Raw genomic sequence first — 19727 nt, forward strand, 5'->3', positions numbered from 1 at the left:
TAATGAAAGAGTTTTTTAAATCTCTAATTTTCTTTCCCTATTTCTATCTAACTATGTAATGCTCTAATTATCTATATATCAATTAATGAAATGTTGCTTAATTAGGGTTTGCTGATTAAATAAAAAAGCCTTTATATACATATCAAGGTTTAAGCATTTTTAGGTCTGGAAAAAGTACAAGGTTTTTGTTCTAAAGAGCTGCAAAAAGTTAGGATTTTGGGTTGACTATTGGCTGAAAAATTAAGGGATAATTCTTCTTCCTACCACCTCTAAATTCTCCATTGCTCCTGACTCAGTAGGGACGTTGCATACAACGTCCCTACCTCCTTACCCATAAGACTTTTTCAGCAAGCTCTAATTAGGTGATATGAAATTTATGGTTCTTATTACTAATTTTTTCAAGGTTTAAAGGAATAAATTAATGATTAATTGGTTACTATTAAATGCAGTAATATTAATTGTTGCCTATTTATTGGGTGCTACTCCTAGTGGCTATTGGATAGGTTCTTGGTTTTATGGTATTGACATTCGTGAACAAGGTTCTGGTTCTACAGGTGCAACTAATATATTAAGAACTTTGGGAAAGTTGCCTGCTTTGGCTGTGTTATTTATTGATATTTTAAAGGCAGTATTGGCGATAGTTCTAGTACGTTATATTTACTCTCTCCTTTTTACTCAAAACCTAACTATTGCTGCTGGAATAACTGATATTGATTTAGCAAAAGAATGGATGGTTATTTTAGCAGGATTAATGGCTATATTAGGTCATAGTAAATCTATTTGGATTGGTTTTAAAGGTGGCAAGTCTGTTGCTTCTAGTCTGGGTATTTTGTTAGCAATGTCTTGGGTTGTTGGTTTAGGAACACTTGGTGTTTTTATTGTTGTTATTAGTATTAGTCGTATCGTTTCTTTGAGTTCTATTATTGCTGCTGTTGCCGCTTCGGGTTTAATGTTTATTACAGGGAAACCACTTCCTTATGAAATATTTGCTATTATTGGTGGGGTATATGTGATTTGGCGTCACAGCAGCAATATTGAACGACTATTAGCTGGTACAGAACCTCGTATTGGGCAAAAGTTATCAACAGAATCTTAGTTCAACAATTATTAATTATTAATTACCTCTTCTGAAGTCTGAGTTCTGACTTAATTATTCATCTTCTATGGTTCTTTTAATGGCTCTGTAGCTACTTCATTTAAACCTACTGAATTGAGCAAATTTTGCCATTCTGAAGTAAATTTTACATCGTTGGGATTAGAGCGAATTAGTTCTGCTAAAGTAACGAGTGCTTCATACCATATACCAGCTTCTGAATAAATTAACCAGCGATCGCTCTCTGGAGTTTTTTGTAATTTTGTTGTCAAATCTGCACTGGGATTAACTCTTTGAATTGAGCCTTCTACCATAGCTTCAGGAATAGGAGTTTCACAGATTAAACTGAACGTCCAGTTATAATTTTTACCTACTTTTAGCTCTGGTTGATCGGTAGGAATTTTAATACCTATAATACCCTGACTATCGGGCAGTAATACTATATCTTCATAAACCTTTTTTTGAGTAGAATCTTTTAAGATAAACTCTCCAGCTATAGCTGTATTTTCTGGTACATAAATAAATATTGTTGGATGTGATGCCAGGGTTAATACTTGTCTGTTATTTGTTTTAGGAGTTAAAGGAGTTAAAGGTTTTTGACCCTCATAAAAGCAACTACCCCGTGTGCCTCCAGGAACAGTATCTCCTGTACCTCTATCTGTGCGTGGAGTCACATTTGCTAATGTACTTCTTGATAAAGAAATAGTAGATAATCCTAGAAATAATAATGTCAAAACAAGAGTTTTGAGGGTCAGGGAAGATAGTAAATTTTTTTGATAAATATTCATAGTCAGATAAGGTTTGTATTTTTTCTAATTATGGTTTGCTTAGAAATTATTTTCCCTAAAAATTAGAAAATCTTTATTTGACTTTTAGCCTATTCATTTTTAATTTTTTAGGGTTCAGAGGCGAGCAGGAGCATTTTGAGAATTCATTCATACTTATACCGTTTCACGGAACTCAAAAGTCAAAATTTTGATTTTATAGACTTGAAACTTTGATTCCACAGTAATTTCAGGCAATTATTTCACATTTAAAGTTTGAAACTATTTGTGACCTCTTTAAAGTGAATTAGTATTACTATTATATATCGTATTTATATTTGGGTGATGCAGAAAGTATTTGCATAATTAGGAAAAGGAAGAATAGTAGCGGATTTTAGAGAATTTTTGAGAGAAGAGCAAGAGAATATTTTTACTGGTGTTTATAACCGCCAGGCCGGTTTTTCATTTTAGTAGACCACAAAGTAGGGACTTTGTATGCAACGTCCCTACTGGTTTACCATTTTTTTAATGTGGTTTATTTACCTGAAAATTGCTTTAAAAAGACGGGACTTTCAACTTCTGAAATATTTTTGGTAAATAATTTATTTTTAGCTAATTAAAGGGCTTTTCACAAAGTTAGACTACAAAACTTTTTTCTTCTTCCTTCTTCCGTCTTCCTTCTTCCTTCTTCCTTTTAAAACTTCTTCCTTTTAAAACTTCTTCCTTCTTCTTTTAAACCCAAATATCTGTACTCTAAAAAACATGAAAACTGCTATAAAAATTATTTTCTACCAGTAACCAAATATATACCAACTGATATTTCCTTCCCTTTAAGATAAAAATCACCCCAAGATTCTACTTGAAATTTTCCACCTAAATGTGACAAAGTTTCTTGAGCAATCAAAATTCGGCAAATTCCTGGATGCCGTTCTTTTTCAAAACTTTCTAACCGAGAAGCAATATTAACACTATCCCCAATTACTCCATATTCTAAGCGATTTTTTCCGCCTAAACTACCCACTGTTACAGTTCCCGTATAAATTCCTACACGCATTTTTATTTCTGGAGAACCTTCTTGATGCCATTGATGATTCAACTTTAACAAATGTTTGTCCATTGCTAAAGCACAATTAACTGCATTTTGAGCATCTATAGCAATCTCTTCAACAGTGTTACTAGGTACTGGTATACCAAATACTGCAATTATTCCATCTCCAGTAAATTTATTGACTATTCCGTGATGATTAATAACAATATCTGTCATAGCACTCAGATATTCATTTAACCAAATCATTAAAGCTTCTGAGGATTTTTTTTCTGAGATAGTGCTAAAGTTTTTTAAGTCAGTAAATAAGATAGTTGCTGTAACTGTTTTTGGTGGTAAAATTCCACTATTAATTAAGTCTGAACGTTCTTGCCAAAGAGCATTAGCAATCTGTGGAGAAGTTTGCTGACCTAATAATTTCATTACCAGATTTTGTTGTTGCCATGATTCTTGAATCTTATAACAGATAACTATGCCACCTGTAATCACCATTCCTACTATTGGTGCTGCTATAGGTATCCATTTTGAATTGAGAAAAATAGCATAACTAATACCTATTAAAATACCTAAACTCAGAAAATTCATTAACACCAAAGTTATAAGTTTTCTGATATGCCAAGCTAGGCTAGCACCAACAATTGACCAAGCTATAATCCATAGTATTTCTGTTGATTCTTTCCAGAATAAAAATAACTTTCTATTATCAAGAACTGCACTAATAATTTGACTTGTAATGTGTGCATGAACCTCCACTCCTGCAATTCTTAATAACTTTAAACTAGCAAAACTATCAGGAGTAAAAAATAGGTCATTTCCACTAGGAGCAGTAGTACCAATCAAGACAATTTTGTTCTTGACTAATTTCGGGTCAAAATCACCTTTTAAAACATTCGTTATAGTAATTTTTGGAGCAACAGATTTAGAATTACGATAATTAATTAAAATTCTATATCCTGTATCATCTATTCTTTGGTATCCTCCAGAATTTGATTTTAATTCTTTAAATAATACGTCACCTAATTTATATTCATTATTCTCAGTTAAAGCAGGGGATATTCCATAATCTTTCAGATAAATAAGAGCTAATTGTAGAGAAAAAGCTGTCAATGTTTGATTGCCATCATCTGTAAATAGTAAAGTACGACGCACTACACCATCCGGGTCAATACTAATATTATTAAACCCAATTCTTTCTTGTGGCATTGTTGGAGGTGGCCCTACTGTATCACGAACAGATTCGCCAACGAAAGTAATAGCAAAAATATTCGGTTTTTTTAGTTGTTCTAATAATTCTGAATGACCAGGGTCATAAGGAATATCTCGATATATGTCTATACCTATTGCTTTGGGTTGATGCTTTTGTAGAGATACTAAAACGTTGGCCATAATTCTATCAGACATTGGCCACTGCTGCAAATACTGAATATCTTTTTCAGTTATCTCTACTATTAAAAGTCGAGGATCTGGTTTTTCATCAGACCGCAGACGCATCATACCATCAAATATTTTTATTTCTACTGGTTGAAATCCTCCTAAATTTCTGAAAAATAGTAAAGCAAGGATAGTAACACTAGAAAGAGTAATTATTGGTATTGGTATCCTTAGAGAATTAATTTTTTTATCGATCCATTGGAAAAAATGTATAAGCCCCATAATTTTAATGGCCATTAATCCTCTTTCAATCAGTTGTAAGTAAGTATTCTCCACACTTATGTACTATTCAGATAGATATTCAAACTATCGATTAATTTTGATAACAAAAGCATGGAGATTAGGGAATTTCCCCTCAGTTCACCTACTCATGTCTAACACCATCTGGCATTATTGTGCCAATAAGAATTGCTCCTTCTAAACTAGCTCCTTCCAAATTTGCTCCCCCTAGGTTTGCTCCTTCTAAGTTAGCTCCTGATAAATTTGCCCCTACCAAATAAGCTCCTCCTAAGTTTGCTCCTCCCAAGAAAGCTCCTTCCAAATTAGCTCCTTCCATATAAGCTCCCCCAAGGTTTGCTCCTCCCAAGTAAGCTCCTCCTAAATAAGCTCCCCCTAAGTTTGCTCCCCCTAAGTTTGCTCCTCCTAACTTAGCTCCTGCAAGGTTGGCGACTGGTAGTTTTGCTTCCCCAAGATTTGCTCCTCCAAGGTTTACACCTCCTAGTCTGGCTCCTTCTAGGTAGCAGTTTGGACACTCACGAGTCTCTAACAAAAGTCTAATGTTTCGTTCTATTTGTTGGTTAATCATTACTTAGAATCATTAAAATCTAGTCTAACTATTTATAACTATAGTTAGTAATGCAGCTACTGGTAATATCATGTCGGGTTGAACAGTGATAAATAAATAACTAGGTCGGAGTCAGTCCTCAGTCCTCAGTCCTCAGTCCTCAGGAGGGAAGAAAGAAGAACAGGAAAAGAAGGAGAAAGTTTTTTTGATCACTAATTATCCGGACATGATATAAGTCAAAAGTCAAAAATAAAAAATAAAAAGCTTTGAAAGGTAAGGCTTTGATAATTTTGTAACTGATAACTAATTTTTTAGAGATGATGTTTTTTTAGTAAAAACTATAGTTGCTATTGCTAGTATTTTTATATACTTTAATGCACATTTTTCTACTGTTGAGTGGAAAGAGTTTTACCAAGCATTGAAGTTATATGATATCCAGTTAATTAGCTATCGAAAACTTTCTTCTCCTTCTCCTCCTGATATATTCTTTTTTCCACAACTTCTCCCTCTTGACTCCTGACTCTTCTGTAATTATTTATAACTGTTTATTCAGACATGATATTAATCATTATTTTCACAAAGCTGGGCTGGTAAGGGGTGAATATTTTTATATTCTGATAAATATTGTTCCAAGATTTCCAACTGGGATAAATTAAGACTGTAATATATCCAACGACCATTCTGGCGACCTTGAACTAAGGAAGCTTCCTTGAGATTTTTTAGATGAAAAGATAGTTTTGACTGGGGAACATTCAGGCGATCGCATATATCACAGACACATAATTCTTGTGTCCGTAATAGTTCTAATATTTGTATTCGTAAGGGGTCAGAAAGTGCATGAAAGCTTGCTGCTACAAAAGTAGAGGATGATTTTAGGGATGTTTGTGGCATTAATTTTTAGGATGGCTTATTTAATTAGACATCTCCAGAAATTAAATATTTCTTTTTTTAAATCTTGTAGGGAAGTTATATGGAACTTTCCTACATTCTTTTTCGGAGATGTCTATTACACATAACTAATTTTTATCATATCACATTGTCTAAATTACACTAATGCACCACCACAGCTAGAACCACAACCTGCGGTACAACCATAACAATAATTTTCTGTCTGTACTTGTTCAATTATGTCTAAAGTATTAGCTTCTAATAATTTAGCTACTGTAATTTTGTCACCTTTCTCTGTTTGAGCTGGAATATTTTCCATTTGATTAAAGTCACAGTCATAAACATTACCTAAATAATCAATTGATAATTCATTCCGACACATTAAATTTTCTACAGTCTCCCTATTAAAATTTGTCTCTAAAAATTCTAGATAAGGCTGATATATTTTGCGGTTTTCCAGAAATAATTTAGTTCTACCTATAGGTAAATTAGTAATTGTGAACAGTTGATTAAACTCGACGTTAAAATGTTCTTTTAAATAATTCTTATAATCTTTTTCTAGATTTTGTTGATTGGGAGGAAGTGTAAATTTATCAATACTGGGAACTGGAGGATTATAAACTAAATCTAAGAGCAGATTTGGATTTTTTCCATATCCTAATCTATTCAAACATTGCAATGCTAGAATAGATTCATTATAAACACCATTGCCACGCATTTTATCGACATTATCTTCTAAATAACAAGGCAAAGATGCAATAATTCTCAGTTTATTTTCAGCGCAATATTCTGGAATATATTCAAATCCTGGCACAAAATAAATTGTCAAATTAGAACGAACAATTACTTCTTTATTCTTTGCTCTTGCAGCTTCAACTAATTGTTTAAAACCATAATTCATTTCTGGCGCACCCCCTGTCAAATCAATTGTTTGAATTTGGGGAAATCTATTAATTAACTCAATTAATTGTTCACAAATTTCTGGAGTAAGTTCTTCTGTTCTTTTTGGGCTAGCTTCCACATGACAATGACTACAGGCGAGATTACAACGTTTGCCAAGATTAACTTGTAAAACGGTGACTTTTTTCTTAGTTAAGTTTGTGCCAAGTTTAGTTGGGAAAGGTGTGAAAGCTGTTTGAATCATTGCAATAAATTTTAATAACGAATTAAATCAATTAATTGTGCAAAAGATTAACGGGTGGAAATTGACTTGAGAAAATTTTAGTTAAGCTTTTTCTTAAATATTCCCATCCGTTAACCAAAGATAATAATATAGGGGTTAGGATTTTAATGAGGTACAGTATTTTTATCTCTTCCCTATTTTGTGTTCCCTAATATCAAAAAGTTTTGTGTTTTAGAAATTTGATAATTGCGATATTGACTAACTACTTATTTACCGAAAAAATAAGGTTTGAAATAGCAGTCAGCGGTCAGCTCTCAAAGCGTATAATGGGGATTCCAACCCCCATCAATGCACACCACTAATTTTTAAAACTCTTGTGGGAGACTTAAACCCGCAGATTTTAGCTAATAGCTTGTTAAAGCCTCTCCTTTCAAGGATAAAAAAATTCTTTTTAAGAAGAGGTAATTATTAATTATTAATTATTTACTAGCTATTCTTGACCAATTTTGATCTGCTATAGCAATATGGCCAGGAATATCTTTTGTCCACAATTCTTTTACTTCTTTACTATAGTTTAAATAGAGTTTTCCATCAACAATTGACCAAGCATTGGGGTCTATAGGAGCTAGTTTTCCTTTTGCCATACCATAAGCGCAATGACCACCATATTGAGGTGCATATTTTTCTGGATTTTGAGCAAATAAGTCTCGGTTTTCAGCACTGGAAAAATACCAGTTTGCTCCTTTCCATTTATATTGATATTTGCTGTTTCCTTTTACTGCTTTACTTTGGGTAAAGTAGCTTACTGTATCTGCGCCACGAATGGCTGCGTTATTCTCTACATAGATATTTCCTGAGTTTTTACCAGCACAGGGGTTAGCTCCAGCACAAGGATTTTGTGCGATCGCTCCACTTGTAGTAGTATTTGATATAGTATCAAACTTGGGGTTAGCAATAGAACCGGTAGCTATTCCAGCACTCAAAAAAGAAGTAATAGCAAATGTTAGAAAATAGTTCAGTTTCATAGAAATAAACTTTGCTTATTTTTTTATTATTAACTAGCAGACATCTATGATTAAATATAGGCAAACTGAATCTAACCTGAGAAACAATTAAGAGATAGATAATAATTAATTACTGTCTATATTTATTGAATAGATAATTCTAGAATTATATCTGAAAGCTGAAATATTTGCATCATTATGGAAAATCGTGATTTTTTAGCAACTAAAGACGGTAAATGTGAAATTTTCAAGTCTATTATTCACAGAGAAATACCCACATATCCCTATCGACTTTATCGTTTTCTCACAGAAGTAGAAGATATTCTTTTAAAAGAACAAAATGACCAAATTAGACTCCAGAAAATTTGTCCGTTAGTGCGTTTATTATTAGATACTTCTCCTTGGTTACAAACTTTTTATTTAGAACCTTCTCCAGATACAGGTTGGTCAGTTTTAACACTTTATGAAGAACCAGATTTTGATTTAACTGTGCAAATAGTTGCTTGGCTACCAGGAAATATTTCACCTATTCATAATCATGCTACTTGGGGAATAGTTGCGCTTTTAAGTGGGATGGAAAAAAATACTTTCTGGAAACGAAACAATGACAGAAAATTTCCTGACAAAATTGCACAAGTTGGCTCTCAAATTTTAGAACCAGGAGATATTATTAGTTTAGTTCCAGATGCTATTCATTCTGTTGAACCTTTGGGAGAAGAAGCAACTATTACTTTTAATATTTATGGAGAGACTGATTTTTCTCAGCGCTTTGAATTTGATACTTTAACTAATACTGCTAAAAATTTTTAGGTAAGTATTTCTGTACTGGAATACTCCCTCAACAATTAATATTAATTATTACCTCTTCTGATAAAGAAGAGGATTAACAAACAAGATTTTTTTTCTCTTATACCAATTCCCAAAAGTATAGCAATACTTGGGCAATACTTCACTTATTAACTAATCAGCACAATCATAATTATTTTTTTGCTGATTTTAGCTAGTTTAATGTTAATTATTCTTATGTTTTCTTCTCCGGTAGGGACGTTGCATGCAACGTCCCTACACTCCCCTACTCCCCTACTCTGAAATAGATAAAGTTTTTGAGAAATGGTATTATTCGATTGGATATGGCGAGGGAACATCGCCATATCTTCGACCGCTTTTTTCTCCATGAATGGAGAGGCTTTATACCTATTTTTTCGGTAAACAGCTATTAGCATTCAGCAGGAAAAGCTGAATGCTAGGCAAACATATTTTGAAGGTAATAACTTACTAAGATTAGGTGATAATCTTTTTATTTTCTGCGCAATTCTGTGCAAACATATTTGACTCCTTGGAGACTAATTACTCTTTCCAAAATAATGAATTTATTAATTCATAGCTGTTTTGCTGCGCGAGATGAAAAAGGAATTTCCCACCTAAGAGGGTAGCTAATAGCTGAAGACTGAATGCTTACTAATTTTCTAAGCTTCGTTCCACATAGTTTTAACTTTATCTGGCATAAAACTAGCTATTTCTTGAACTCTTTCTGGAGATAATTCTTCTTTAGTAGCAGAAAAAACAGCTTTAATTACAGTTTCAGGTGCTATTCCTTTTGGAACTCCAGATTCTTGGTTAACTCGGAAAATAAAAGTATCGCCATCAAATATTAGTGGAGGACGAATTTTACTGAGAAAAGCAACAAGTGGGTTATTATCTTTCCAAAGTTCTCCTATTTCATCTGGGTCTGATTTTTCACTACTAGAAACTAAGTCTGAAGCGACTTGATCGGATGCTTCTGTTGTCATTAAATCACGCATTGTCCTAAATACAATAACACTAATATCTCTAGCATCGTAAATATCTGGTAATCCTGCTTGAGTCTGAACTTTCTGGAGAAAAGGTACAAATTTTTCATCTACAGGAATTTGTTGAGAATCAGTCATAATTATACCCTTGATTTTATTAGATTATTTATATAATATAGCAGTTCTCATAATGGTGAGGTACAAAATTCTAGCTTTGAGGGAACAGGGAATAGGGAATAGGGAATAGGGAGTAATGAAAAGATAAAGATATAACCGTACTTTACTAGCTTGGGAAACGCTATATCATAATATCAATTTCATAAAATATTGCTACAGTGACCAGAGAGGGAATAGGGAACAAGGAATAGGGAATCGGGAAAGAAAAACATAATAAATAAAGAGTAAAAAAGGTTTAATTTTTATAATTTATGGAATTTATAATTTTTTCTTGTAGGAATAAATCACATCTTTAGTAAGTAGCCAATGTACTTTCAGCAATACTTTCAATTATGATGCCTTATTCAAAGAGAATTATGTTATGTCAAATCCATTTAATTAGGTGTAAAAAAAATGTCTATCTTCATAGTTACCACATCTTTAGTGCTGATTTTACCGAAAAATTGTGGGTATGCGCCTCCCATTTTAATGGGGATAAAAAAAGAGCATATTCCTTATGTCAAGCCTACTTATTGCAGAGGTACTGATAACTGATAACTGATAACTGAAATTACCTCCTGATTACTAAATCCTAACTAACTATACCGATGTTACTGAATTTGATCTTAATAGCTAAGGGCTAAATGCTTAAAATAATAGGTGAATAATTTTCATTTTCCTAAATTTATTTGTTGCTGACTAGGAGGAGTTGTAAACCCAGTTTTATCAAGAATATAGACAACTCCAACTGATAAAATTGCCCCTACTACTAATCCAACTGCTATTAACATTAAAATAAACCGTTCTAGCATTACCTTAGTTTCAGGATTATAAGCTTCTATGATTTCCATTTGGTCATTTTCATTTTCTTCTGACTCAACTAAATGATTATCTAGAGGTTGAGAATTGGAATTAGGGATTCTATTCATTGGTAATTAATATTCAACTATAACGTTTACTATCTTATCCTAGTTTGGACTAATATCATCTCCAGTGAAAAATTTCTCAATAATTATAAATAAGTCAGGGTTCAGAAGTACAGGAGTTATGGAATAATATTATCTCCAGTTTAATAATTAATTATTATCAGCTTTTTCATCAATAAAGCAAACATTTGCTTTATTTCTACTATACTACTATATTATATTTTTAACTAGAGAATTGAAGCACAATAGCGACTATCTCTAGTTATCAACTAAAAGTAATGAAGCTATTAGCTGATTGCTGACCGCTGACGATGCAGAATGCTTACAAAAAGATTTTTTTTTATCCTGGAAAATAGAGACTTAAAATCATATAATTTATAAAAAAATAGTAGAAACTAGAGACTAATTTCTACTGAATTTAAATCAAGATAGTAATCAAGTAACTCATAGCTGACTGCTGAATGCCTACTCAACAACAATCAGAAGGAGTACAACAACTACTATTATTATTATTAATGTTTGTTATTTGATAATCGGAGCCTTTAGTTTCTCTAGGATGCCGAATTGTACGATCTCTAGAGTCAAACTTTTCTGCTACCTCTACAGGAATATTTGTATAAGGTTCAACAGGCAAAAAATCTTGATGGTAAGGACCGTTTTTATCTGTATAAATTTGGAAAGTCTTATCACAAACAGCCATTCTTTTACCTCTATATAAGGTATGACCATTATCATCAACTACCTGTTTCCACGGACCTTGATAAATCACAGCTTGATTCCGTTCTAAAAATTCTCCTTCTTTCCCTTTAAAAGCACGAACTGTTAGAGAACGAAATTCTATTCCATCAATTACTTGCCAGGGTTTTTCCTCACGTTTAAGAATTTCAATGCCATAAAAACCAGCTTCTTCAAACATTTCTAGAAAAACATCTTCTCGAAATGCTCCAGCAATACAGCCACTCCATAATTCCGGGTCGTTCATGATTTTTGGAGTGGGGTCTTCATCGCAGACAATATCAGAAATAACTGCTCGACCTCCCCTTTTTAATACTCTATGAATTTCCTGAAATAGTTTCTGTTTATCTTCGGGACGGACTAAGTTCAACACACAATTAGAAATTACAACATCAACACTATTATCTGGAATCAAAGGTTGTTCTTTGCGGAGAGCATTACATTCATATTCAAAAGCAGCTAAACCATCAATAGATGTAATTGGATTTGCAGTAAGCCAGTTTTCAACTAAGTCTAAATCTAAAGCTAAATCTTGGATTTTTCCTTTGACAAACTTAGTATTGTTACATCCAATTTTTGCAGCGATTTGACCTTGATATTTTCGAGCTAATGCCAACATATCATCATTAAAATCTACCCCAATTACTTGCCCCTCTGCACCAACTTTTTGAGCAATAATATAGCAATTTTTTCCAGCACCCGAACCTAAATCTAAAACTGTTTCTCCGGCAGATATGTAGCGCGTAGGGTCTCCACAACCATAATCTTTTTCAATAATTTCTAAAGGTAAAATATCGAGATAATTGCCCTCATAGTCAGTTGGACAACACAAGTCAGGTTGTACCTGTTGAGCGCCTTCTTGATAACGTTCTAAAACTGCACTTTCAATGTTATAATTACCAGTCAATTTTTGATTTGTAGTTGTATCGCTCATCGATAAATCTTGTTCCAAGTTTTCCAAATTCATTATATTTACCAAATAATTAAGCTGAATAAGCAAAAATTCAGCAAAAGTTTACAAACTCTAGTATAGACTTTGTATCATTTTTTCAAGTTATACCAGTTTCAAAAAATATCCCTAAATTAACTTTTTCGCTTTAGGTAAGGTTGGCATAGAGACAGGTTGTATTGTTAGATTTAAAGAGCAAAGGTAAATTTTTCCCAGTTCCAATTTTCCAGTTCCCTATATTTTTACTGTAACTATCTTTGTTGAATTTTGTACTATTTTTATTTAAAACACTTTTAGATGAGTATTTGCTGAGAAAAATTCAAAAATCAGATAAGATCCATCAAAAAAATTTGGTATTGAGAGCCAGTCAATTTAATTACTAAATTTATTTATAGAGCTTTTCTTTTTTATTATTTTTTCACGGTTGTATAGAAAGGTTCATTAATTGATAATGGATAATTATTTCTGATTAAAACCGTAGTTTATTGTTGATTGAATATAAAGAAATCTATTAGAACTTTTTTTTATTGAAATAGAAAGGTTGAAATTATTGGAGAGTAATTATCAATTATCCATTAATAATAGTCTCAAATAAATATAGCAATCCTAAATTCGTGACAAATCAAAAAGTATATAAAAAACTTGAAACTCCCGCCTGTTATCTGTTCCCTATTCCCTGTTCCCTCCATACCTAAAAGCGGTAAGGTTTTGATACACAAACTAAAATAGGACTGCTATATTATAATTATCAAATAGGTGAAATACAGATGTAGTTTAAATGCCTAACAACTTATTTAACCATTGCACTTAATAACATTAGTGCTATAAATAATTTTTCCTGCCTTTTTCTAAAGATATTTACCTTTGAAAGAGGCTGGCTGACGGCTTAATGCTTACGTTAATCCCGCAAAACATAACCCACCCCTCGCACAGTTTGAATTAACCGTTTTTCACTATTAGCTTCTAACTTCAAACGTAAATAACGAACATAAACTTCAATAATATTTGAATCTCCCATAAAATCATAACCCCAGACAGTTTCCAAAATTCTATCTCTTGTCAAAACTTGCCGAGGATGAGCCATTAAATATTCCAATAAATCAAACTCTTTTGCTGTTAATTCAATGTCCCTATTACCACGATAAACTTCTCTTGTACTTCGGTTTAAACTCAGGTCATCAAACATTAATAAATCGGGATTAGGTTCTTGAGTACGTCTGAGATGTGCCCGAACTCTAGCCAATAATTCTTCCACACTAAAAGGTTTTAACACATAATCATCGGCTCCAGCATCTAAACCAGCCACCCGATCTGTTACATCATCTTTAGCTGTTAACAAAATAACTGGAACTTTATCCCCCGTACTTCGCAACCGACGACATAATTCTAACCCCGATAAACCTGGTAACATCCAGTCAAGAAGTATCAAATCTGGCTTAATTTCTCGTGCGGTTGTTAGTCCAGTAAATCCATCATTTGCCACAGTTACTTGATAACCTTCATATTTAAGTTCTAACTCTATAAATTGAGCTAGTTTTGCTTCATCTTCAACTATCAGAATGTTAGAAGTCATAGCCCATACCTAAGCTAGTCAAAAATTAAATTGAGATATATTAGCCAAAAAAATATAAGACACTGCATTATAGCATAGTTTTTTATATATATCTATATTTTTATGCGATAATATAAGTTTTGTTTTATTTGAGTTTTTGAATTGAAGAAAAAATCAAACTAAGCTAAAGTTAACTTATAGGTACAGTTATGTCCACTATATAAGCTCTATTAATCTCTCTAGATGTCCAATCAAAGCCGATTTCTTCGCTCAAAACTCCTACGAGCAGCCCTTTGGTATGCGGCTAATGGTAAGTGCCAGAAATGTGGATGCGAGCTACCTACAAATTGGCACGCAGATCATATAGAGCGGTGGGCCGAGACTAACAGAACCAATGTCCACGAAATGCAGGCACTATGTCCTAAATGTCATTATGAAAAAACTGCTCAGGAGAACAAAAGTATGACAATAGGAAGACAACTAGATTTATTTTCCCAACCTACAGATCCGATTAAACTTAGGCATCATCAAGAACAATTTCAAGAAATATGTAAACGTATCAAGGCAGGGGAAAAAATTAGGAAAATTGTCATGGTAGTTACACCAGGGGGTGGTAAAAGCTTGATTCCTATTATTGCTGCTGCAAATTTGATTCCTTCTTCAGGTGGAGGAAATTTTCAAGGAACTATCGCAGACAAAATTTGTTGGATAGTTCCACAACTTAATCTGCAAAAGCAAGCAGAAGAAAATTTTGTATCTCCGTATTTTTAGAGAACAGTTGGGATATAAACATAGAATTAGGGCAAATAATAATGAACCAAACCCTTCCAAAGGAACATCAGGTTATGCTGCTACCTATCAAGCAATAGTAGCTAACCAAAATCTTCATGCACAAGAATTTCAGCGTCATCGCTATATCCTAGTTTTGGATGAGTTTCACCATGTCGGAGAAGGTAGTAAGTGGCATAAAGCTTTACAACCATTAGTAGATAAGTCAGTTTTAATGATTATGGTAACTGGAACTGTTGAAAGAGGGGATAAGAAAGCAATAGCTTTTATGCCTTATAAAAAAACTTCTGATGGTATGACTCCCGATCTATCTAATAGTGAAGATATACAAGTTATTCGTTACACAAGAGGTCAAGCGTTGAGAGAGGAGGCGATAGTGCCTCTTAATTTTGAGTGGGGTGATGGAGAAGCAGAATGGGTAGATAAAAAAGGAGAACGGCGTTCAGTAGATAGTTTAGCAGACGCAGGAGATTATACAAATGTAGCACTTAGCACAGCACTGAAGACAGGATATGCTCGTCAGCTACTAACTCAATGTAGTGATAGTTGGAAATCTTACAAACAAAATAATTCACGAGCAAAAATGTTAGTTATTGCACCATTTATATCAATAGCTAGGAAATATTTGGAGTGGTTGGATGATTTAGGAATAAAAGCTGTAATAGCTACAAGTGATGATTCAAAAAAAGCTCAAACAAATATAAACAAATTCAAGAAATACTATCACTATGGGGATGGAAAAGCAGTCGATGTTTTAGTGACAGTGGCAATGGCTTATGAAGGACTTGATGTTCCAGCAATTACTCATATTGCCTGTTTAACTAATATTAGAAGTACACCTTGGTTAGAGCAATGTTGGGCAAGAGCAGCTAGAGTAGATAGAGAAGCTAAAGATTTAAAAAAAACAGGTTTAATTTTTATGCCTGATGACCAGCTTGCCCATGATTGTGCAGCAAAAATCATGGCTCAACAAGAACCTATTATTAGGGAAAGAGAACAAGAGCAATATGATAGGAATAATGGGAATAATGGAGAAAAAGATAATAGTAAAAGTAGCGAAAATTCAGATAATTCTAATATTCCATTAAATTCTAATTTAACCCGTTCTAGAGCTTCCGATCTAAGTAGTGGTGAAACTATTGATTATGGTGAAACTGCTAAAATTAAATCAACAATGCAAAATATTTTAGGTCGAGATGTACCAATCAGCACTATAGAAATGAAGCGTATTATAGATGCTTATAACCAGACAACAGGAGAAACAAATTCCGAGCAAATTATTACTACAAAAGAAATTTTAACACCTAGTGCAGAGGTAGACAAAATCAGAGACGAAATTGAAAAATATGTGCGTAGTTATGAAGGAAAAAATAAACTTGAATTTGGAACCATAAATAAAGAAATTTATAACTTTTTTCGTAAGTCTCGTAAAGAAATGACACTTGAAGAATTAAGGAGGGTTTGGGCATGGCTACAAAAAGAATATCCAATGAATAATTAAAATCTCATATCGAAGGAAATTATTAGTACAAAAGAAACTTTAACACCTAGTGAAGAGGAAGAAAAAATTAGGAAAGAAATTGAAAATTATGTGCGTCGTTATCCAGTCAAAAATCAACTAGAAGTTAAAGCCATAAATACAGAAATTTATAACTTTTTTAGTAAGTCTCGTAAACAAATGACACTTGAAGAATTAAAGGGGGTTTAGACATGGCTACAAGACAAATATCCAACGAACAATTAAAATCTCATATCGAAACTCTAGGCAATGCTGGTAACTTAAACGCCACACCAGGTTCGCGCCCTTGGGCGATCGCTGTTAGATTAGAGATGCAGTCTGTCTTAAACGATATTACTTTTAATGCTCGACAATTAAAAGCATGGCGTGACTTGATGAAAAAACAGGCTGGATATAGCCAACTTGTAAATGAACGTGGAAAAGCATTTAAAACTTATGAACAATTCTGCAAAGCTAAACCACCCTTTGGATTAGGTTGTGTTCCATCAGAAATTGACCAAGTTATTCAGGAGCTAGAATTAGGTATTGCTAGAGGGCAAGAAGTAGAAGATCCCCCACCTAAATATCCAGGCAAACCAGAGGGATATTTTCAGAGATTTTCTAAAGTAGTTAATGCTTGTCCAGATAATCAACCAATCAATACAATCAAAATTAGAAAAATATTAAAGGTTTCCCAAAGCACAGCAAATATTTGGAGAAAAAGATGGTTAGACTTAGGATGGATAGAGCCATTGGCTACAAACAAACGTGGTTATTATCAAATCACAGATCGGGGCAGAAAAATCCTCAAAGAGTGGTTAGAAACAGGGTCATCTTTTAACAAAAATAATAGTAGTCTATGGCTAACTATACCACGCCATAATCCTCAGAAAGTAGCCGATAAACTGATTGAATCTCTTAACTCTGAGCAACTTAGAGAAATTGTTCAAATTATTTCAACATCACTAACACCAATTTGATCAAATATTACTATAGTGCTTTGGTATGTAGTAGGAGTTTAGAAATTAATACTTTAACGACCTTTTTTGAATTTGCCATAAGTTAACAGTAGTTAATTAAGGTAAAATCATCATTTTTTCAATATAGTTTAATAAATATTAATTGTAATTCAGGCCAGGTTATTTACTGGCTTGTGTTCTTCTGTTTTTATTCTACTATAGGAAAAACCTGTACACCCTCAACATTAATTTCGGAATTTATCGGAGGTTCTAAAGAAGGATTTGATGGGTAAACTTTACCATCAAATTTCAAAGTAACAGTTTGAGGTTTTGCTCCACCACCGCGAACCTCAACAACTAAATCTCGCCAGCCATTAGTTTGAGTTTTACTAACTGTAAATGGCTGATGAATCAGACTAGAACTCGATAGAAATTCAAACTTATTTTCTCCACCTTGAAAAATGAATAAATTACAACCTCCACTTCCACACCAATCTTGTGTAGTCATCAAAACCAAAGCATCTTTAATCCCATCATCATTTAAGTCAATATATTCTGTTTTGTAGGTTTCCTCAGTCTCTAAATTAACACCTAATTCTTGTAAATAAGAATTGACAGCCTCAGTTAAATTAGTCTGTGTTTTTTCATCTACATTTTTATCTGTTTGATTCGGAGATATTGAGCTAGAGGGAGACTCTTGTATTGGTGAAGATTGTGGATTTTTAGAAGTAGTATTTTCTGCTGGCTGACCACAACCAAAACTAACTAATAATATTCCACAAATAAGACTTGATTTTATTGTGTCCATATTTTTCAGATGGTAGTAAATTAAATATACTATTTTCAGTTATCACTAGAATAATCTTAAGAGAAAAATTTGATATTAGTCTATATTTTTTTTTGATAATTGAGATTAGCTCTTGGCTAGTTAAAATACTTCTGATAAAAATAAGTTAAACTAATAAATTCTCTTAGTAAAAGAACAGTTTGTCTTAGAAGTATAAAAACTGAAAAATTTAATAGCTGAATCCTTACCGAATTATTAATTATTAATAATTAAATAATTCTGGTTTAAAGCCTCCCCTTTTAAGGGAAAAAAAGAAATAATATTTCCCGATATTCAATCAAGAAGGGTTTTAACCAGAGGTAATTATCCATTATCAATTATCAATTAATGAAATTGCTATTATTCAACTTCCGACGCCAGAATTGGAAATTTTTCTCCTTTCAAATAAGCATCAAAATTTTGTTTAAAATAAATCCAAGAAGTTACATCATCTCGATCTAAAAGAGACTTAGCAGCATTCTTAAATAAAGGAAGGCGAGTATTAATTTCATCTTGAATTAATAAAGGTAATTCTGCCACACTAGCTACCTTCCCACCCCAAGCACTATAAATAAGATGACCAGGGCGATCGCCCATTTTCATCCACGGCAACCAAGGACCAACTCTATCCCATGCCAACATTACCTTAGGTACAGAAGTAGTCTCAGGATTTTGCAAATCTTCTGTAGATACTGTCAACTTAAACAGCTCGGTCGCTTGATAGAGAGGTTGGGGACTATATTCAGCAAACTTCGGGTCATCGGCGAGGGGGTTAGGATAGCTAGAAAAAAGGTCAAACTTATAAGTAGTTAACTCCTCATTAACTAATGCTGGCATTGGCCTTTTAAATAATCCCTGTACCGGATTATTGGCCACATGAAGCACAGGCAAAATTTCATCAGTCCAGGGATTTTTCCAAGTATCCAATTTTTCTTCTGTTTTGGGGTCAAGATAAAAGGTCAGTTCCCTAGAAGTAAAATCCCAACCTCCCTCAGATTTCGGAATACATCTGGCCACGCTCATCCCTACTATTTCAAACAAATGCTGTTTCGGTTCCCCTGGAATAAAAGAATGAACCGAACCATGCCAAGTGAGAAAAGATTGTTGAGCGTCGGTACTAGCACGGACTTTCACCCAGTCTTTTGCCTCAAGTAGTTTTTTTGTGAGATTGACCATTCGTTTGCTTTTATAGTTTTTTGTCTATAATAATACAGCAATTAGCATTCAGCTACTTAGCTATAAGCTTGATTTTTTTCCTTTTGTTATTTGCTTTGATGATTAATGAATCTAATTGATTAACTAAATAAATTCTATATATCCTTGATTTGAAATGATTTTAATTAATTACGATAAAAATCAATTTTGTGGTAGATTGATAAGATAAATTTTATCAAAATAATTAGGTTTAAAACTAC

General features: G+C 33.1%; 18 protein-coding genes and 1 pseudogene. 7 read left to right on the plus strand and 12 right to left on the minus strand.

The window, feature by feature from the left end; translation table 11 throughout:
- Positions 1–421 precede the first annotated feature (421 nt).
- The gene (gene plsY, locus ACP6PK_RS25550; protein ID WP_094673341.1) at positions 422–1096 is read left to right on the plus strand and encodes a glycerol-3-phosphate 1-O-acyltransferase PlsY; all 675 of its coding nucleotides are present in this window, start codon (positions 422–424) and stop codon (positions 1094–1096) included.
- A gap of 65 nt (positions 1097–1161) precedes the next feature.
- On the opposite strand, the gene ACP6PK_RS25555 is transcribed toward plsY, so the two are convergent.
- The 6 genes from ACP6PK_RS25555 to ACP6PK_RS25580 form a co-directional block, all read right to left on the minus strand.
- Complete coding sequence (locus tag ACP6PK_RS25555; RefSeq protein WP_426563790.1) at positions 1162–1881, minus strand: DUF928 domain-containing protein; 720 nt, start codon at positions 1879–1881, stop codon at positions 1162–1164.
- A 757-nt stretch (positions 1882–2638) separates the two neighbouring features.
- The gene (locus ACP6PK_RS25560; protein WP_426563792.1) at positions 2639–4570 is read right to left on the minus strand and encodes a CHASE2 domain-containing protein; all 1932 of its coding nucleotides are present in this window, start codon (positions 4568–4570) and stop codon (positions 2639–2641) included.
- 127 nt (positions 4571–4697) lie between these two features.
- Positions 4698–5138, minus strand: coding sequence for a pentapeptide repeat-containing protein (locus ACP6PK_RS25565; protein ID WP_094673344.1), 441 nt, complete (start codon positions 5136–5138; stop codon positions 4698–4700).
- A gap of 540 nt (positions 5139–5678) precedes the next feature.
- Positions 5679–6008: an ArsR/SmtB family transcription factor gene (locus tag ACP6PK_RS25570; protein ID WP_426563794.1), complete on the minus strand. Its 330-nt coding sequence runs from the start codon at positions 6006–6008 to the stop codon at positions 5679–5681.
- A gap of 154 nt (positions 6009–6162) precedes the next feature.
- Positions 6163–7149 (minus strand): arsenosugar biosynthesis radical SAM (seleno)protein ArsS, encoded by a 987-nt coding sequence (gene arsS / locus ACP6PK_RS25575; RefSeq protein WP_426563796.1) that lies wholly within the window; start codon positions 7147–7149, stop codon positions 6163–6165.
- A 458-nt stretch (positions 7150–7607) separates the two neighbouring features.
- Entirely contained in the window at positions 7608–8153 is a 546-nt protein-coding gene (locus ACP6PK_RS25580; protein WP_426563798.1) for a YHS domain-containing (seleno)protein, read from the minus strand.
- Positions 8154–8330: 177 nt separating this feature from the next.
- Between ACP6PK_RS25580 and ACP6PK_RS25585 the strand changes: the two genes are divergently transcribed.
- Complete coding sequence (locus ACP6PK_RS25585) at positions 8331–8942, plus strand: cysteine dioxygenase family protein (RefSeq protein ID WP_426563800.1); 612 nt, start codon at positions 8331–8333, stop codon at positions 8940–8942.
- 656 nt (positions 8943–9598) lie between these two features.
- Here ACP6PK_RS25585 and ACP6PK_RS25590 read toward each other — a convergent pair.
- Positions 9599–10060: a DUF2267 domain-containing protein gene (locus ACP6PK_RS25590; RefSeq protein WP_426563802.1), complete on the minus strand. Its 462-nt coding sequence runs from the start codon at positions 10058–10060 to the stop codon at positions 9599–9601.
- 432 nt (positions 10061–10492) lie between these two features.
- Between ACP6PK_RS25590 and ACP6PK_RS25595 the strand changes: the two genes are divergently transcribed.
- Positions 10493–10633: a hypothetical protein gene (locus ACP6PK_RS25595; RefSeq protein ID WP_426563804.1), complete on the plus strand. Its 141-nt coding sequence runs from the start codon at positions 10493–10495 to the stop codon at positions 10631–10633.
- 116 nt (positions 10634–10749) lie between these two features.
- Here ACP6PK_RS25595 and ACP6PK_RS25600 read toward each other — a convergent pair whose 3' ends face one another.
- The 3 genes from ACP6PK_RS25600 to ACP6PK_RS25610 form a co-directional block, all read right to left on the minus strand.
- Positions 10750–11007, minus strand: a complete 258-nt coding sequence (locus ACP6PK_RS25600) for a hypothetical protein (RefSeq protein ID WP_426563806.1) — start codon at positions 11005–11007, stop codon at positions 10750–10752.
- A gap of 466 nt (positions 11008–11473) precedes the next feature.
- Positions 11474–12673, minus strand: coding sequence for a methyltransferase domain-containing protein (locus tag ACP6PK_RS25605; RefSeq protein ID WP_426563865.1), 1200 nt, complete (start codon positions 12671–12673; stop codon positions 11474–11476).
- Between the two features lie 913 nt (positions 12674–13586).
- Positions 13587–14261: a response regulator transcription factor gene (locus ACP6PK_RS25610; RefSeq protein ID WP_426563808.1), complete on the minus strand. Its 675-nt coding sequence runs from the start codon at positions 14259–14261 to the stop codon at positions 13587–13589.
- A gap of 222 nt (positions 14262–14483) precedes the next feature.
- On the opposite strand from ACP6PK_RS25610, the pseudogene ACP6PK_RS25615 reads away from it, so the two are divergent.
- The 4 genes and pseudogenes from ACP6PK_RS25615 to ACP6PK_RS25630 form a co-directional block, all read left to right on the plus strand.
- Positions 14484–14675 (plus strand): annotated as a pseudogene (locus tag ACP6PK_RS25615) (HNH endonuclease); the annotation flags it as partial.
- Between the two features lie 27 nt (positions 14676–14702).
- Positions 14703–15011 carry a DEAD/DEAH box helicase family protein gene (locus ACP6PK_RS25620; protein ID WP_426563873.1) on the plus strand — a complete coding sequence of 103 codons (309 nt, stop codon included), beginning with the start codon at positions 14703–14705 and terminating at the stop codon, positions 15009–15011.
- Positions 14992–16530 (plus strand): DEAD/DEAH box helicase, encoded by a 1539-nt coding sequence (locus ACP6PK_RS25625; RefSeq protein ID WP_426563810.1) that lies wholly within the window; start codon positions 14992–14994, stop codon positions 16528–16530. Before ACP6PK_RS25620 ends, ACP6PK_RS25625 begins: the two co-directional genes overlap by 20 nt.
- A gap of 209 nt (positions 16531–16739) precedes the next feature.
- Positions 16740–17507 carry a hypothetical protein gene (locus ACP6PK_RS25630; protein WP_426563812.1) on the plus strand — a complete coding sequence of 256 codons (768 nt, stop codon included), beginning with the start codon at positions 16740–16742 and terminating at the stop codon, positions 17505–17507.
- A gap of 187 nt (positions 17508–17694) precedes the next feature.
- Here the strand turns inward: ACP6PK_RS25630 and ACP6PK_RS25635 are convergent, their stop codons facing one another.
- Positions 17695–18294, minus strand: coding sequence for a hypothetical protein (locus ACP6PK_RS25635; protein ID WP_426563814.1), 600 nt, complete (start codon positions 18292–18294; stop codon positions 17695–17697).
- Between the two features lie 378 nt (positions 18295–18672).
- A complete protein-coding gene (locus ACP6PK_RS25640; protein ID WP_426563816.1) occupies positions 18673–19488 on the minus strand; it encodes a DUF1838 domain-containing protein in 816 nt (271 codons plus the stop codon).
- Positions 19489–19727: the final 239 nt, after the last annotated feature.

The sequence above is a fragment of the Dapis hubbardiae BLCC-M172 genome (assembly GCF_050016015.1).
Classification (GTDB): Bacteria; Cyanobacteriota; Cyanobacteriia; order Cyanobacteriales; family Microcoleaceae; genus Trichodesmium.

Bases quoted from the DNA above. Each gene is read 5' to 3' on its own strand.
- ACP6PK_RS25580 (WP_426563798.1), bottom strand. From the start codon at position 8,153: ATGAAACTGAACTATTTTCTAACATTTGCTATTACTTCTTTTTTGAGT.
- ACP6PK_RS25635 (WP_426563814.1), bottom strand. From the start codon at position 18,294: ATGGACACAATAAAATCAAGTCTTATTTGTGGAATATTATTAGTTAGT.
- ACP6PK_RS25600 (WP_426563806.1), bottom strand. From the start codon at position 11,007: ATGAATAGAATCCCTAATTCCAATTCTCAACCTCTAGATAATCATTTA.
- ACP6PK_RS25595 (WP_426563804.1), top strand. From the start codon at position 10,493: ATGTCTATCTTCATAGTTACCACATCTTTAGTGCTGATTTTACCGAAA.
- ACP6PK_RS25605 (WP_426563865.1), bottom strand. From the start codon at position 12,673: ATGAGCGATACAACTACAAATCAAAAATTGACTGGTAATTATAACATT.
- ACP6PK_RS25560 (WP_426563792.1), bottom strand. From the start codon at position 4,570: ATGGCCATTAAAATTATGGGGCTTATACATTTTTTCCAATGGATCGAT.
- ACP6PK_RS25610 (WP_426563808.1), bottom strand. From the start codon at position 14,261: ATGACTTCTAACATTCTGATAGTTGAAGATGAAGCAAAACTAGCTCAA.
- arsS (WP_426563796.1), bottom strand. From the start codon at position 7,149: ATGATTCAAACAGCTTTCACACCTTTCCCAACTAAACTTGGCACAAAC.
- ACP6PK_RS25565 (WP_094673344.1), bottom strand. From the start codon at position 5,138: ATGATTAACCAACAAATAGAACGAAACATTAGACTTTTGTTAGAGACT.
- ACP6PK_RS25630 (WP_426563812.1), top strand. From the start codon at position 16,740: ATGGCTACAAGACAAATATCCAACGAACAATTAAAATCTCATATCGAA.
- ACP6PK_RS25620 (WP_426563873.1), top strand. From the start codon at position 14,703: ATGACAATAGGAAGACAACTAGATTTATTTTCCCAACCTACAGATCCG.
- ACP6PK_RS25570 (WP_426563794.1), bottom strand. From the start codon at position 6,008: ATGCCACAAACATCCCTAAAATCATCCTCTACTTTTGTAGCAGCAAGC.
- ACP6PK_RS25590 (WP_426563802.1), bottom strand. From the start codon at position 10,060: ATGACTGATTCTCAACAAATTCCTGTAGATGAAAAATTTGTACCTTTT.
- ACP6PK_RS25585 (WP_426563800.1), top strand. From the start codon at position 8,331: ATGGAAAATCGTGATTTTTTAGCAACTAAAGACGGTAAATGTGAAATT.
- ACP6PK_RS25555 (WP_426563790.1), bottom strand. From the start codon at position 1,881: ATGAATATTTATCAAAAAAATTTACTATCTTCCCTGACCCTCAAAACT.
- ACP6PK_RS25640 (WP_426563816.1), bottom strand. From the start codon at position 19,488: ATGGTCAATCTCACAAAAAAACTACTTGAGGCAAAAGACTGGGTGAAA.
- plsY (WP_094673341.1), top strand. From the start codon at position 422: ATGATTAATTGGTTACTATTAAATGCAGTAATATTAATTGTTGCCTAT.